Source organism: Burkholderia sp. AU44665 (genome assembly GCF_030504405.1).
Classification (GTDB): domain Bacteria; phylum Pseudomonadota; class Gammaproteobacteria; order Burkholderiales; family Burkholderiaceae; genus Burkholderia; species Burkholderia semiarida.
The window spans coordinates 33,476-47,560 of the sequence record NZ_JAUJRI010000013.1 but is presented as its reverse complement, the minus strand read 5'-3'; the positions used below and the strand labels follow the sequence as shown (position 1 = coordinate 47,560).

10 protein-coding genes, 1 tRNA gene, 1 pseudogene and 2 riboswitches are annotated in these 14,085 nt (G+C 67.9%); of the genes and pseudogenes, 3 read left to right on the top strand and 9 right to left on the bottom strand.

Features of this window, described 5'->3' with window-relative positions; all coding sequences use genetic code 11:
* Window positions 1-30: 30 nt before the first annotated feature.
* From QZM15_RS23595 to QZM15_RS23565, 7 genes are all read right to left on the bottom strand, one after another.
* A complete protein-coding gene (locus QZM15_RS23595; RefSeq protein WP_059638578.1) occupies window positions 31-1,173 on the bottom strand; it encodes an alginate lyase family protein in 1,143 nt (380 codons plus the stop codon).
* Window positions 1,174-1,327: 154 nt separating this feature from the next.
* A complete protein-coding gene (gcvP, locus tag QZM15_RS23590; protein WP_226225063.1) occupies window positions 1,328-4,255 on the bottom strand; it encodes an aminomethyl-transferring glycine dehydrogenase in 2,928 nt (975 codons plus the stop codon).
* 58 nt (window positions 4,256-4,313) lie between these two features.
* Window positions 4,314-4,694, bottom strand: a complete 381-nt coding sequence (gcvH, locus tag QZM15_RS23585; protein ID WP_060008850.1) for a glycine cleavage system protein GcvH — start codon at window positions 4,692-4,694, stop codon at window positions 4,314-4,316.
* Between the two features lie 127 nt (window positions 4,695-4,821).
* Complete coding sequence (gcvT, locus tag QZM15_RS23580; protein ID WP_059638437.1) at window positions 4,822-5,940, bottom strand: glycine cleavage system aminomethyltransferase GcvT; 1,119 nt, start codon at window positions 5,938-5,940, stop codon at window positions 4,822-4,824.
* Between the two features lie 83 nt (window positions 5,941-6,023).
* Window positions 6,024-6,157, bottom strand: a riboswitch (glycine riboswitch).
* 33 nt (window positions 6,158-6,190) lie between these two features.
* Window positions 6,191-6,293, bottom strand: a riboswitch (glycine riboswitch).
* A gap of 114 nt (window positions 6,294-6,407) precedes the next feature.
* The gene (locus QZM15_RS23575) at window positions 6,408-6,773 is read right to left on the bottom strand and encodes a hypothetical protein (RefSeq protein ID WP_027811833.1); all 366 of its coding nucleotides are present in this window, start codon (window positions 6,771-6,773) and stop codon (window positions 6,408-6,410) included.
* A 217-nt stretch (window positions 6,774-6,990) separates the two neighbouring features.
* Window positions 6,991-8,043 (bottom strand): oxidoreductase, encoded by a 1,053-nt coding sequence (locus tag QZM15_RS23570; RefSeq protein ID WP_059580610.1) that lies wholly within the window; start codon window positions 8,041-8,043, stop codon window positions 6,991-6,993.
* Between the two features lie 449 nt (window positions 8,044-8,492).
* Window positions 8,493-9,200 carry an SGNH/GDSL hydrolase family protein gene (locus QZM15_RS23565; protein ID WP_302107349.1) on the bottom strand — a complete coding sequence of 236 codons (708 nt, stop codon included), beginning with the start codon at window positions 9,198-9,200 and terminating at the stop codon, window positions 8,493-8,495.
* Window positions 9,201-9,513: 313 nt separating this feature from the next.
* Here QZM15_RS23565 and QZM15_RS23560 point away from each other — a divergent pair, with 313 nt between their 5' ends.
* A complete protein-coding gene (locus QZM15_RS23560; protein ID WP_302107348.1) occupies window positions 9,514-11,601 on the top strand; it encodes a UvrD-helicase domain-containing protein in 2,088 nt (695 codons plus the stop codon).
* Window positions 11,602-11,712: 111 nt separating this feature from the next.
* Here the strand turns inward: QZM15_RS23560 and QZM15_RS23555 are convergent, their stop codons facing one another.
* Entirely contained in the window at window positions 11,713-12,600 is an 888-nt protein-coding gene (locus QZM15_RS23555) for a cytochrome c5 family protein (RefSeq protein ID WP_226225061.1), read from the bottom strand.
* Between the two features lie 251 nt (window positions 12,601-12,851).
* On the opposite strand from QZM15_RS23555, the gene QZM15_RS23550 reads away from it, so the two are divergent.
* Window positions 12,852-12,927 (top strand) — tRNA-Arg (locus QZM15_RS23550).
* A 42-nt stretch (window positions 12,928-12,969) separates the two neighbouring features.
* Here the strand turns inward: QZM15_RS23550 and QZM15_RS23545 are convergent.
* Window positions 12,970-13,152, bottom strand: a pseudogene (locus tag QZM15_RS23545) (hypothetical protein); the annotation flags it as partial.
* Between the two features lie 205 nt (window positions 13,153-13,357).
* Between QZM15_RS23545 and QZM15_RS23540 the strand changes: the two are divergent.
* On the top strand, window positions 13,358-13,843 hold the full coding sequence (locus QZM15_RS23540; protein ID WP_059638428.1) for a hypothetical protein: 486 nt from the start codon (window positions 13,358-13,360) through the stop codon (window positions 13,841-13,843).
* The last annotated feature ends 242 nt before the right edge of the window (window positions 13,844-14,085 follow it).

The window sequence follows — 14,085 nt, the reverse complement described above, 5'->3', positions numbered from 1 at the left end:
TTCGATACCTGCCTTGCTGTAAGAATGGTGCTAGCGCGCCTGCAATGGCAGGCACGCGGCGAGCCATGCGGGCGGCGTTGGGGAAAGCTGCTGCGCGACGCGGGCATAGCGCCCGTCGAGCCGCACGGCCAGATGAAAGAGTTCGGTGGCGTTTTTCGGGTCCCACTGCCCCGTATAACCCGGCAAGCCGGCCTCGCGGCGCTTCGCGTCGAACGGCACCGGCGAATTCACGAATTCCTCGTGCGTCTTTTCGCCGAGCGCGTACGGCACGAGCCAGTCGAGCGCGGCCGCGAGCGTCGCGCCGTTCGCGCCGCGCTCGCGCAGCCAGTTGCGGTTGAAGCGGCGCGCGGCGAGCGCGGCCGTCACCAGCGGCTGGAGATCGTAGACCGCGTAATGCAGCGCATCGCGTTCCTCGAAATCCCAGGTCTTGCCGTCCGGGCCGATGTTGTCGGCGAGATGCTCGACGAACAGCCGCTGCGCGGCGTTCATCATCTTGCGGTCGCCGAGCGTGAACGCGGACAACGCGATCAGCTTGATCCGGTGGCTCTGCCAGTTGTTGCGCCAGGTGCCGGTGAGCGGGCGTTTCTGCGCGTCGACCTGCGCGACGTAGCCGGCGCCGAGCTTCGCGATGAACGCGGCCGTCGCGTTGCGCGTTTTCACCGGCAGCGCGCTCGCGGTCATGTCGTACGCGACGATCAGGCTGTCGAAGCGCGTCTCGTCGATCGGGTTGAAGCTCGGCTGGTAGGTCGAGACCCACGCGGACAGGAAGCGGTCGACGAGCTGCAGATAGCGCGGCGCGTTCGTCACGCGCCACGCGAGCGCCGCGTCGCGCATCAGGTCCATGTCCTTGAGCGCGGCTTCACTCTGGTCGTGGATGCCTTCATGCGGCAGCGTGCCCTCGGTATGCACGCGCGCCATCGCCTTCGGCTGCTCGCCGATGCGTGCGTCGACGCTGCGGATCAGCGCCTGCACGCCCGGCTCGGCCTGCGTCGTCTCGCTTGCCTGCAGTGCGGGCGCCGCGCAGAAATTCATTGCCGCGCGCGCACTGCCGCACACGCCGAGGCCGGCGGCGGCCAGCGACAGCGATGCGACGAGCATCGGCACGTAGCGGCCTGCGCGCACGCGCGGCCGCCGCGCGGTTGCGCCATGGCCCGGAAACATCGGACGCACCATGCGGAACTCCTTCATTGGCTGGATCGCGTGTGATGTTAGCCGGATTGGCGCGCAAGCGTGAAACGGTTGGCCGGGCGGCGAACGTAAAAACCGCACGCAACCGGTGGCTGCGTGCGGGGTGGTCACGGTCGGACGCTCCGGTGCGAGACGTGCGTTATGCGTAGTCCGACATCGGCACGCACGAGCAGAACAGGTTGCGGTCGCCATAGGCGTTGTCCGCGCGGCCGACCGGCGGCCAGTACTTGTTCGTGCCGAGCGACGCGACTGGGTACGCGGCCTGCTCGCGCGAGTACGCGTGCGGCCATTCGTTCGCGGTGACGACGGCCGCCGTGTGCGGCGCGTGACGCAGCGGGTTGTCCTCGCGATCGGCGCGGCCTTCCTCGACCGCGCGGATTTCCTCGCGGATCGCGATCATCGCGGCGATGAAGCGGTCGAGTTCTTCCTGCGATTCCGATTCGGTCGGCTCGACCATCAGCGTGCCCGGCACCGGGAAGCTCATCGTCGGCGCGTGGAAGCCGTAGTCCATCAGGCGCTTCGCGACGTCGTCGACGGTGATGCCGCTCGTTTCCTTGATCGGACGCAGGTCGAGAATGCACTCGTGCGCGACCAGCCCGCCCGGGCCCGAATACAGCACCGGGTAATGCGGCGCGAGGCGCTTCGCGATGTAGTTCGCGTTGAGGATCGCGGTTTCGGTCGCGGCGGTCAGGTTCTTCGCGCCCATCATCGCGATGTACATCCACGAGATCGGCAGGATCGACGCCGAGCCGTACGGCGCGGCCGACACCGCGCCGATGCCGTCTTCCGCGCGGGCGTAGCCGGTCGAGCGCTGGTTCGGCAGGAACTTCGCGAGGTGCGCGCCGACCGCCACCGGGCCGACGCCCGGGCCGCCGCCGCCGTGCGGGATGCAGAAGGTCTTGTGCAGGTTCAGGTGCGACACGTCGCCGCCGAACTGGCCGGGCGCGGTCAGGCCGACCATCGCGTTCATGTTCGCGCCGTCGACGTACACCTGGCCGCCGTGCGCGTGGACGATCTCGCAGATCTCGCGCACGTTCTGCTCGAACACGCCGTGCGTCGACGGATACGTGATCATGATCGCCGCGAGGTTCGCCGAATGCTGCTCGGCCTTCGCCTTCAGGTCGGCGATGTCGACGTTGCCCTGCGCGTCGCACGCGACGACCACGACCTTCATGCCGGCCATGTGCGCGGACGCCGGGTTCGTGCCGTGCGCGGACGCCGGGATCAGGCACACGTCGCGATGGCCTTCGCCGCGCGACGCGTGGTACGCGTGGATGATCAGCAGGCCCGCGTACTCGCCCTGCGAGCCCGCGTTCGGTTGCAGCGACACGGCCGCGTAGCCGGTGGCCGCGACGAGCATCTGTTCGAGCTGGTCGATCATCTCGCGGTAGCCGACGGTCTGCTCGGCCGGCGCGAACGGATGGATGCCGCCGAACTCGGGCCACGTGACGGGCAGCATTTCCGACGTCGCGTTCAGCTTCATCGTGCACGAGCCGAGCGGGATCATCGAGCGGTCGAGCGCGAGATCCTTGTCCGACAGGCTGCGCAGGTAGCGCAGCATTTCGGTTTCGGAATGGTGGCGGTTGAACACCGGGTGCGTCAGGTACGCGCTCGTGCGCTCGAGGCCGGCCGGCAGCGCGGCGACGCCGGCGAGACCCGCGTCCAGCGCGTCGACGGCCGGTGCCGTGCCACCCGCGGCCTGCGCGAACACGTCGAGCAGATCGGCGAGGTCGTCGCGCGTCGTCGTTTCGTCGACCGACACGCCGACTTGCGTGTCGCTCACGCGGCGCAGGTTGATGCGCTTGGCTTTCGCGAATGCGTGGATCTGCGCGGTGCGCGTGCCGGTGTCGATCGTCAGCGTGTCGAAGAACGTGTCGTTGACGGTCGCGAAGCCGAGCTGCTTCACGCCGGCGGCGAGCAGCGCCGCGATGCGGTTCACGCGCAGCGCGATCGTCTTCAGGCCGTGCGGGCCGTGGTAGACCGCGTACATGCTCGCCATGATCGCGAGCAGCGCCTGCGCGGTACACACGTTCGACGTCGCCTTCTCGCGGCGGATGTGCTGTTCGCGCGTCTGCAGCGCGAGACGCAGCGCGGGCTTGCCCTGCGCGTCGACCGTCACGCCGACGAGGCGGCCCGGCATCTGGCGCTTGAATTCGTCGCGCACGGCCATGTAGGCGGCGTGCGGGCCGCCGAAGCCCATCGGCACGCCGAAGCGCTGCGTGTTGCCGATTGCGACGTCGGCGCCCCATTCGCCGGGCGGCGTCAGCACGGTCAGCGCGAGCAGGTCGGCCGCGACGACCACGTGGCCGCCGGCCGCGTGGATCGCTTCGGTGAGCGCGCGGTAGTCGCGCACGTCGCCGTTCACGCCCGGGTACTGCAGCAGCACGCCGAACGCGTTCGCCTGCGCGGCGTCGGCAGCCGGGCCCGTCTTGACCTCGATGCCGATCGGCAGCGCGCGCGTGCGGATCACTTCGAGCGTTTGCGGCAGCACGTCGTCGGCGACGTAGAACACGTTCGACTTCGGCTTGCCGGTGCGCTGCAGCAGCGTCATCGCTTCGGCCGCGGCGGTGGCTTCGTCGAGCAGCGATGCGTTCGAGATCGCGAGGCCCGTGAGATCGGCCACCATCTGCTGGAAGTTCAGGAGCGCCTCGAGGCGGCCCTGGGAAATTTCGGGCTGGTACGGCGTGTAGGCCGTGTACCACGCCGGGTTTTCGAGCACGTTGCGCAGGATCACGGCCGGCGTGTGCGTGTCGTGATAACCCTGGCCGATATACGAGCGGAACACCTGGTTCTTGTCCGCGAGCGCACGCAGCGCGGCGAGGGCTTCGGCCTCGCTCTTCGGCTGCGCGAACGGGCCGAGCGGCAGCGTGTCGGCGCGGCGGATCGACGCCGGGATCACGGCGTCGATCAGCGCGGCGCGCGACGCGAAGCCGAGCGTGTCGAGCATGGCCTGCTGGCTGGCGGCATCGGGGCCGATGTGGCGTTCGGCGAACGCGTCGTGCGTTTCGAGCGCGGCGAGCGAGAGGGGCGTGCGGTTCATCAGACGGTCCGGGTGTTCGAGCTTCATGGCGTGACTCTGGTCCCGCGCGCGCCGAGGCCGGCGTCGCGCGGTTCGGGTAGGGAAATTAGTCGATCAGCTTGCTGTAGGCGTCGGCGTCGATCAGCTTGTCGGTCGAGGCGCCGGCCGCGAGCTTGATCTTGAAGAGCCACACGCCGTACGCGTCGCCGTTCACTTCTTCGGGCGCATCGGTGGCGGCTTCGTTGACGGCGACGATCTCGCCGGACACCGGCGAGTAGATGTCGGATGCCGCCTTCACCGATTCGACGACGCCGACGGCGTCGCCCGCGCTCACCGACTTGCCGACTTCGGGCAGCTCGAGGAAGACGATGTCGCCGAGCGTGCTCTGCGCGTGATCGGTGATGCCGACCGTCAGCGTGCCGTCCGCCTCGGTGCGGATCCACTCGTGTTCGTCGGTGTACTTCAGATCGGCCGGGACGTTGCTCATCGGATGCTCCTGGATAAAAGGGTTTGTTCGTTCTGCTGGCGCGCCGCCATGGTGCGCCGGATGGGGTTGCGCCGGGCGCCATCTCCCGGCTTGCCGGGAGGCGGCCTGCCGCGCCGCTTCTCGGTCGTTACGCAGCGAGGACCTTGCCGTTGCGCACGAACGGCAGTTTTACCACGCGTGCGGGAAGATGCTTGTCTCGAATTTGCACCTGGACGGTGTCGCCGATCTGGACGGCTGCCGGCACGCGCGCGAACGCGATCGATTCCTGCATCGACGGCGAGAACGTGCCGCTCGTGATCTCGCCGTCGCCGTGCGGCGTGACGACTTTCTGATGCGCGCGCAGCACGCCGCCCGCCTTGCCGTTTTCCTTCTGCAGGATCAGGCCGACGAACGCGGCGCGCGTGCCGTTGGCTTCCAGGGCGGCGCGGCCGACGAAGTCGCGCGGCGCGGTGAGGTCGACCGTCCACGCGAGGCCCGCGTCGAGCGGGGACACGGTGTCGTCCATGTCCTGGCCGTACAGGTTCATGCCGGCCTCGAGGCGCAGCGTGTCGCGCGCGCCGAGCCCGCACGGGCGCACGCCGTTTTGCTGCAGCGCATGCCACAGCGCTTCGACGTGCACGGCCGGGACGATCACCTCGAAGCCGTCCTCGCCGGTGTAGCCGGTGCGGGCGACGGTGAGATCGCCGAACGGCGTGCCGGCGACCTGCGCGGCGTTGAACGGCTTGAGCTCGCTGGTGGCGGCGCGGGCGGCGGGCACCGTCGCCCAGACCTTTTCACGGGCGTTCGGACCCTGGACGGCGATGATCGCGAAATCGCGGCGCGGCGCGATCGTCAGGCCGTAGCCGCCTTGCTCGTTCAGCTGGTTGAACCACGCGATGTCCTTCTCGGCGGTGCCGGCGTTGACGACCACGCGGAAGAATTCTTCGGTGAAGTAATAGACGATCAGATCGTCGATGACGCCGCCCTGCGGGTTGAGCAGGCAGGAGTAGAGCGCCTTGCCGGGCGTCTTGAGCTTGCCGACGTTGTTCGCGATCGCATGCTCGAAGAACGCGCGCACGCGGCTGCCGGTGAAATCGACGACGCACATGTGCGACACGTCGAACATGCCGGCGTCGGTGCGCACGGCCGCGTGTTCTTCGATCTGCGAGCCGTAGTTGACGGGCATGTCCCAGCCGCCGAAGTCGACCATGCGGGCGTTGAGCGCGCGGTGCGCGGCGTTGAGCGGGGTGTGATTCAGTGCAGTCATCGAGGCCTCAGGCAAGGCGCTTGCGCGCGGATCAGAACGGCCATGTGCCGACCGCCGCGGCCGATGGCCTCGAGCGATCCGGTACATGCCCCTCTGTCCTCGATACCTGAGAGATTGCGCTGCGGGCCAGGCCCGGCGAACGCGCGCCCCTTCGGTGGGCAGCTTGCCCGCGCAGCCGATGCGCTGCGGGCTACTGCCGCTCTCCAGAGTGCGGGGAGCGTATGGCCCGCGCAGTGCGCGGACGCGATTCCCCGACGCGGTCGGTCCTTTTGCCTGAGAGTTTGCGGGTGTGCCCCTTCGGCGGCGCAACCGGTGTCGGAACACCCGGTCACACGCTCTCCCGACGCGTGCGGGCGACTGTACGCGAGCGGGTGGGCGTTGTCAATTTGAGCAAAAGAATGTCGCTTCGCGACAAGCGGCGGCAACGGGCGCCGCCGCTTTTCTTCGCTCCGGCAGGCGCCGGCGCGTTATTCGCCGATCGCGCGCGCGGCCGTGTCGAGTTCCTGGTTCAGCACGCGCTGCTCGTCGCCGGACAGGCCGCCGTTGTGCTGGGCCGACATGTCGTTCGCTTCCTGGCGGATCACGTCGAGGCGGTGGTGAAGCTGCGCGCCGTAAGGCGGCGGATAGTAGCCGCCGTTCACGCGCGCGTCGATGCGCCGATGCAGGTTGTCGATCCGGCCCTGGACCTCCTGCATGCGGTCGTTCGCGACGACCTGCGGATTCGGTCGCGGCGGCGGAGGCGCCTGCCGGGCCGGCCGCTGCGGCTGAACAATACATGCCGCGAGCGAGGAAACCAGGACGCAGCATGCCGCTGCGCGAATCAACCGTTGCATCACATTCTCCTGACGGATAGGTGTCGAATCGACTTTTTGAGAAACGCGTCAGACCGGACGACCGCTGACTTTCGTTCCCGCACCATTTGTAACGGAATGTTCCGGCCGTGCCGGTGGGGGCGCACGGCGGCAGACGGCAGCGCCGCCGCCGGCGCGTGGCGGCGTGGCGGCGTGGCGCGATGGGCGGCCGGGCCGGTGCCGCCCCGGCCGGCGCCCGTCAGACGATGCGGCGCACGAACGGCAGCCGGCGGCCGTCGTGTTCGCTCTGCGCGGCGAGCTCGATGATCGTCATCACGTCGACCGCGTCCTGCGCGGTGACGGGGAAGGGTGCGCCGTCGCGGATCGACGCGGCGAGCGCGCGGTAGAACTCCGCGTACTGGCCGTCGAGCGTCGGCACCGGACGCTCGACCTCGACCTCGCCGTCGAGCACGCGCAGCAGGCCGGGCGGATTGCCGCCGCCGAATTCGACGTCGTCCGCGGTGAGGCCGGCCTTGAGCTGGTCTTCCTGCGTGTCGAGCCCGAATTTCTGATAGCTGCCGCGCGTGCCGTGCAGCGTGAAGCGCGCGGGCTCGATCGCCGACAGCGCGCTCGCATGCAGCGCGACGTCCTTGTCCGGATAGCCGAGCAGCAGGTGCACGAAATCGGGCGCCGTGCCGTTGTCGCGGCGCGTCTTGACGGTGGCGCTCACCGTTTCCGGCGTGCCGAACAGCGCGAGCGCCTGGTCGATCAGGTGCGGGCCGAGGTCGAGCAGCAGGCCGCCGCCGCGGGCCGGTTCCTCGCGCCAGCGCGTGCGTGGCGTCGGCCGGAAGCGGTCGAAGTGCGATGCAAAGTAGGTGAGGCGGCCGAGTTCGCCCGATTCGACGATGCGGCGCACGGTGAGGAAATCGCCGTCCCAGCGGCGGTTGTGGAACGGCGCGAACAGCCGGCTGCGCGCGTTAGCGAGCCGCGCGAGCGCGAGCGCCTCGTCGGCGGTGAGCGTCACGGGCTTGTCGACGACCACGTGGCGGCCGGCTTCGAGCACCTGGCGCGCGAGCGTGAAGTGGGTGTCGTTCGGCGTGGCGATCACCACGCATTCGATGTCGTCGAGGCCGAGCAGCGCGTCGAGGTCGGGGACGATGCGCGCGCCCGGATACGCGGCGTGCGCGCGATCGGGCTGACCCGTCGCGATCGCGGCGACTTCAGTGCGGCCGCTCGTGGCGATCACGGGCGCGTGGAACGTCGCGCCGGCGAAACCGAAACCCATCAAACCAATCCTGAGCAATGACGACATGGCAATTCCTGGCTGCGAAGGAAACTAAAGGATGGCGCGCCGGAGCGGCGCGAAGACGACCGGCTATTTTGGCATGGCGGCGCCGCTTGCACAGACGTGTCGGGCGAAACGCGCGAGGCGGAGCGGCGCTTGCGCAAGGAATGCCGGCATTTTGCGCGGGACGGGGCGCAGTGCGGTACGGTTGACCGGGTCGTGGCTGCCCGCTTCCAGCTCCCAGCTCCCAGCTTCCAGCTCCCAGCTCCCAGCTCCCAGCTCCCAGCTCCCAGCTCCCAGCTCCCAGCTCCCAGCTCCCAGCTCCCAGCTCCCAGCTCCCAGCTCCGGGCCCCGGGCTCCGGGCTCCGGGCTCCAGGCTCCAGGCTCCAGGCTCCAGGGCTCCAGGGCTCCAGGGCTCCAGGGCTCCAGGCGCTGCTCGGCGCTCCGAGCCGCCAGCGGCCCCAGCGCGTGCCACATCATCCGCCCACCCGTTGGCGCACGGCGGCCGCGACCTGCGCGGCCCACACCGCGCACGCGGATGCGCCGGGATGGAAGCCGTCGGCGGCCATCAGATGGCGTTCGAGCGGCAGGTCGACCCGCAGGAACGTGCAGTGCGGCTGCGCGCCGGCCCAAGCCGCGAGCGCCGCGTTGAGCCGCTTCGCGCGCCGCCCGAGATACCACGCGAGCGGCTGCGGCAGCGCCGGGAAGCGCTCCATCGGCGGCACTGCCGACAAGATCGCGTGCTCCACCTGGAAGCGCGTGCCGAGCAGCCGGACCAGCTCGGCCTGCTGCGCGACCCAGCGTGCGGGCGGCACGCCGCCCGTCACGTCGTTGACGCCGAGCGACGTGACCGCCACGTGGAACGGCTCGGCCGGCTCGGTGGCGAGCCAGTCGACCAGCTCCCGCGTGGTCAGGCCGGTGCGCGCGAGCAGTTTCCAGCTCACGCGGTGCGTGGCCGCCAGCGCGTTCGCCAGTTGCCCGGCGAGCGCATCGTGCTGCGTCGCGACGCCGACGCCCGCAGCGGCCGAATCGCCGACCACCAGCACGCGCAGCGGCGGGCCGTCGCCCGCCACGCCGCTGCGCGGGCCGGCCGCCTCGGGCAGCCGCGGCGTGACGCGGCGCACGTAGCGCCCCTGTGCGAACAGTAGCGGGCCGAGGGCGGCGGTGGCGAACGGGTATCCCATGAGGTCGATCCGGTGAGGGTTCAAGTGAGTCGAAGCGGCGCGGCGCGAGGTGGCGCCGGAGGAGGGCCTATTGTGTCCGATCACGGCGCCGACAGGGCCCGATTGGCCGAGCGGCCAGCCACGACCACGCCGAACGGGCAGGGGGCGCCCGCCCGGCAAGCCCGCGCGCCCCCCGTCCGGCGGTGCGCCCGAAATACACGCCGCCGACGTGTTAACATGCGCGTCCTGCCTGCGTGTCCGCCTGCTTCGCCAGCCTGCCGCGCACGGCATCCTCCCGGCGTTCCGCCGTCAACCAGCAACACCATCCGCCACCATGTCAGCAGGCCTCAATCCCGCTCAGAACGAAGCGGTGCGCTATCTCGACGGTCCCTGTCTCGTGCTCGCCGGCGCGGGCAGCGGCAAGACCCGCGTGATCACGCAGAAGATCGCGCACCTGATCGAAGCCAAAGGCTTCGAGCCGCGCCATATCGCCGCCGTCACGTTCACGAACAAGGCGGCCGCCGAAATGCGCGAGCGCGTGTCGAAGCTGCTGGAAGGCAAGACGCTCACCACGCCGGGCAAGGAAGGCCGCAAGGTGCCCGTCAACCAGCTCACCGTCTGCACGTTCCACTCGCTCGGCGTGCAGATCCTGCGCCAGGAGGCCGAGCACGTCGGCCTGAAGCCGCAGTTCTCGATCATGGATTCGGACGACTGCTTCGGGATGATCCAGGAGCAGCTCGGCACGACCGACAAGGGGCTGATCCGCAAGATCCAGAGCATCATCTCGCTGTGGAAGAACGGCCTGATCATGCCCGACGAGGCGATGGCGATCGCGGCCAACGAGGACGAGCATCAGGCCGCGCTGGTCTACCGCAACTACGTGGCGACGCTGCACGCGTACCAGGCGGTCGACTTCGACGACCTGATCCGCCTGCCGGCCGAATTGTTCGCGAAGAACGAGCAGGTGCGCGACCGCTGGCAGAACAAGCTGCGCTACCTGCTGATCGACGAATACCAGGACACCAACGCGTGCCAGTACGAGCTGCTGAAGCTGCTCGCGGGCCCGCGCGCCGCGTTCACGGCGGTCGGCGACGACGATCAGGCGATCTACGGCTGGCGCGGCGCGACGCTGGAGAACCTCGCGCAGCTCGGCAAGGATTTCCCGAAGCTGCACGTGATCAAGCTCGAGCAGAACTACCGGTCGACGGTGCGGATCCTGACCGCCGCGAACAACGTGATCGCGAACAACCCGAAGCTGTTCGAGAAGAAGCTGTGGTCCGAGCATGGAATGGGCGATTCGATCACCGTCACGGCGTGCAACGACGAGGAACACGAGGCCGAATCGGTCGTGTTCCGGCTGTCCGCGCACAAGTTCGAGCGGCGCGCGCAGTTCCGCGACTACGCGATCCTGTACCGCGGCAACTTCCAGGCGCGCATCTTCGAACAGGTGCTGCGGCGCGAGCGGATCCCGTACGTGCTGTCGGGCGGCCAGTCGTTCTTCGACAAGGCCGAGATCAAGGATCTGTGCGCGTACCTGCGCCTGATCGCGAACGCCGACGACGATCCCGCGTTCATCCGTGCCGTCACGACGCCGCGCCGCGGCATCGGCAACACCACGCTCGAGGCGCTCGGCTCGTTCGCGGGGCAGGCGAAGGTGTCGCTGTTCGAGGCCGTGTACATGGGCGGGATCGAGGCGCGGCTGTCGGCGCGCCAGGTCGAGCCGCTGCGGATGTTCTGCGACTTCATCCAGCGCCTGACCGAACGCGCGGACAAGGAGCCCGCGACCGTCGTGCTCGACGACATGATGGAGGCGATCCACTACGAGGCGTACCTGTACGACGCGTTCGACGAGCGGCAGGCGCAGTCGAAGTGGCAGAACGTGCTCGAATTCCTCGAATGGCTGAAGCGCAAGGGCACCAAGCCGGAGACGGAGGCCGTCGACGGCGAGGCCGAAGGCTTCCACAACGCGGACGGGCTCGCCGATACGGGCAAGAACCTGCTCGGCCTGATCCAGACCGTCGCGCTGATGTCGATGCTCGAGGGCAAGGACGAGGACCCGGACGCCGTGCGGCTGTCGACCGTCCATGCGTCGAAGGGCCTCGAGTATCCGCACGTGTTCTTGGTCGGCGTCGAGGAAGGCATCATGCCGCACCGCGGCGGCAGCGAGGACGACGGCCCGATCGACAACGAGCGGATCGAGGAGGAGCGCCGGCTGATGTACGTCGCGATCACGCGCGCGCAGCGCAGCCTGCACCTGAACTGGTGCAAGAAGCGCAAGCGGGCGCGCGAGACGGTCGTGTGCGAACCGTCTCGCTTCATTCCCGAGATGGGGCTCGACGAAGCGCTGCCGCCGACGCCGGAAGAGGCGCCGATGTCGCCGAAGGATCGGCTCGCGAGCCTGAAGGCGTTGCTGCAGAAGTGATGCGGCGGCGCTGCCGCGCGCACGATGGCGCGGCGAACCGGCAACGCGAAAACGAAACCCCCGCGATGCGCAGGCGCCGCGGGGGTTTTTTACGGATGGCCGGGTGAGGCGTTACTTCGACGCGTTGACCATGTAGTCGACGGCCGCCTTCACGTCGGCATCCGACGCGTTCGACCCGCCCTTCGGCGGCATCGCGCCCTTGCCGTGCAGCGCGTAGTTGTAGACCGTATCCATCGATTCCTTCAGGCGCGGCGCCCAGTCTTCCTTGCTACCGAACTTCGGCGCGCCGAGCACGCCGGCCGCGTGGCAAGCCTGGCACACCTGCGTATACAGCGCCTTGCCGGCCGATGCGGCGTCGGCGCTGGTCGGCGCGGCCGCGGGCTTGTCGCCGGCCTTCGGGATCGCGGCGATCGCGGCCATGGCCGCGGCGGCCTGCGCGTTCGATGCGTCGGCGCCCGACGCGGGTGCGCCGCTGGCGGGTTGCGCCGCGTTGGCGGCCGGCGCGGCCGGTTCGGGGAAGTTCGCGCCGTCGTTGTTCGCCATGTAGACGATCGCGCGGGCGATTTCATAGTCGCTGACGTCGTCGGGGCTCGTGCCGCCGCGCGGCGGCATCGCGCCCTTGCCCGCGAGGGCCGTCTTCAGCAGCGTGTCGAAGCCTTGCGAGATGCGCGGCGCCCAGTCGTCCTTGTTGCCGAATTTCGGCGCGCCGGCGGCGCCGGTGCCGTGACAGGTCACGCAGACGGCCTTGTAGACTTCCTCGCCGGTCTTGTACGTGCGGGGTGCGTTGGCGTCCTTCACGTCGACCTTCGCGATCGGCGCGATACGGGCGGCGACCTGCTCGTCGGACAGCGCGTCCGTGCCGGCGCCGGAACGGAATGCATGGTTCGCGTAATTGGCGAACAGGACGATCAGGACGATCGGAATCGCGAACGACGCGATGATGACGGCAATCAACTGCCCGGGGGTTTTGACGGGAGATTCGTGGGGTGCTTCGCTCATGCTTGCCTCGTCTCCGTGAATAGGAATTGTGAGCGCGGTGCAACGGCAAAATGGCAGTCCAATGAAGCACGGACGATTATAGACGGAACGTTTACATCACGGCGAGCGGCGCGATGGCGCGTGTTTACCCGCACGGATCGCGCTCTGACGCCGATTCGTCGGGCAAGGTGGACGCGTCATGGGAAACCGGGTATCCTTGCCGTCTTGCCAATCGTGGACGGCCTGTATATGGGGTCGTTTCACTGTCTCACGCGCCCGTAGCTCAATGGATAGAGTACTGCCCTCCGAAGGCAGGGGTTGCTGGTTCGATCCCAGCCGGGCGCGCCAAGTCTAGTCAGGCTCTCAGCGGTTTCCTTCCTTCGTCGTGCATTACCGTTGCAGCGAGATTGCAGCCGGAATCGGCGCGGGCTCGGCCGTGGGCGGCGCGACGCTGTGCGCCAGATGATCGACTGATAGGTGGGCGTACCGCTGTACCATTTCCATCGTCTCCCATTCGCACGGTCCCTTCAGCACTCGCAGCGGCGTGTCACGTCGCACGTGGTCGGCATCGAATATTCAATCGATCTCGATTTTCGTCCATGTGTAATCAAGTGTAATTGAGCTCGAGAGGCCATTTGTCTATTTTATATCCAGGTGAGAACCGATAAGGGTGGCTTGCCGATACCTTTGGATTGCGGGGCGCTCTGGCCTTGCAATTCAAGGGGGTTTTAAGAAAGACGAGGCCGATTATTTTCTCAATTATCTTAAGGAAAATATCATGAGTGACGTGATCATTGAATTCGCCGCGGATCGGAGCCGCTGCATCGGCGTTGTGCCCGATTCTGGCCAGAGCGGCTTTGTAGGTCCCAACTCGCCGTTGGCACTACGCTATCTGACCGAACAGGATGTACTAAACGTGTGGCATTTTCGTGCCAGCCCAGGGTTCTTCATTCTCGATTTCACCAGTCCTGACTCTCCAGCGGACCAGTTGGCGATCGATTTTAAGGACGGAAAGGTTGCTGCCGAGACACCGCTCGTCGTGCGTAAATTTACCGGTGCGGTATCTCAGCGGTGGAGCCTGACTATGCGCCCGGGATATATCACGTCGGTGGCAAATCCGAATCTCGTGATCGACGACCACTTCGACAGTTTGCAAGGCAACAACGTCATTTGGGCGTTTGCCTATAACGGGACTCAGGCGCAGCACTGGAGAGTCACCAAGGTGCTGGATGCGTTAGCCGCCAAAGCGCCCCAATACGCGTAATTGATTTTTCGGGCCACGGTCGTCGCCGTTCCGGCCGAAATTGCTATCGCATCACATCGAAGGGGCTCTTGGGCCCCTTCGATGTGATGCGAGTGAATTAATCGGCGAGCCTCCATTTGGGCGAGGCTTTGCGCTTTCATCGACACGTTGCAAGGAGTGGTGCGTCGAACTCGGTCAGGCGCGAGCTGCGCGGGCCTCTCCGTCATCTGACGCTTCGGATGGCCTTGACCTTGGCCTGGGTT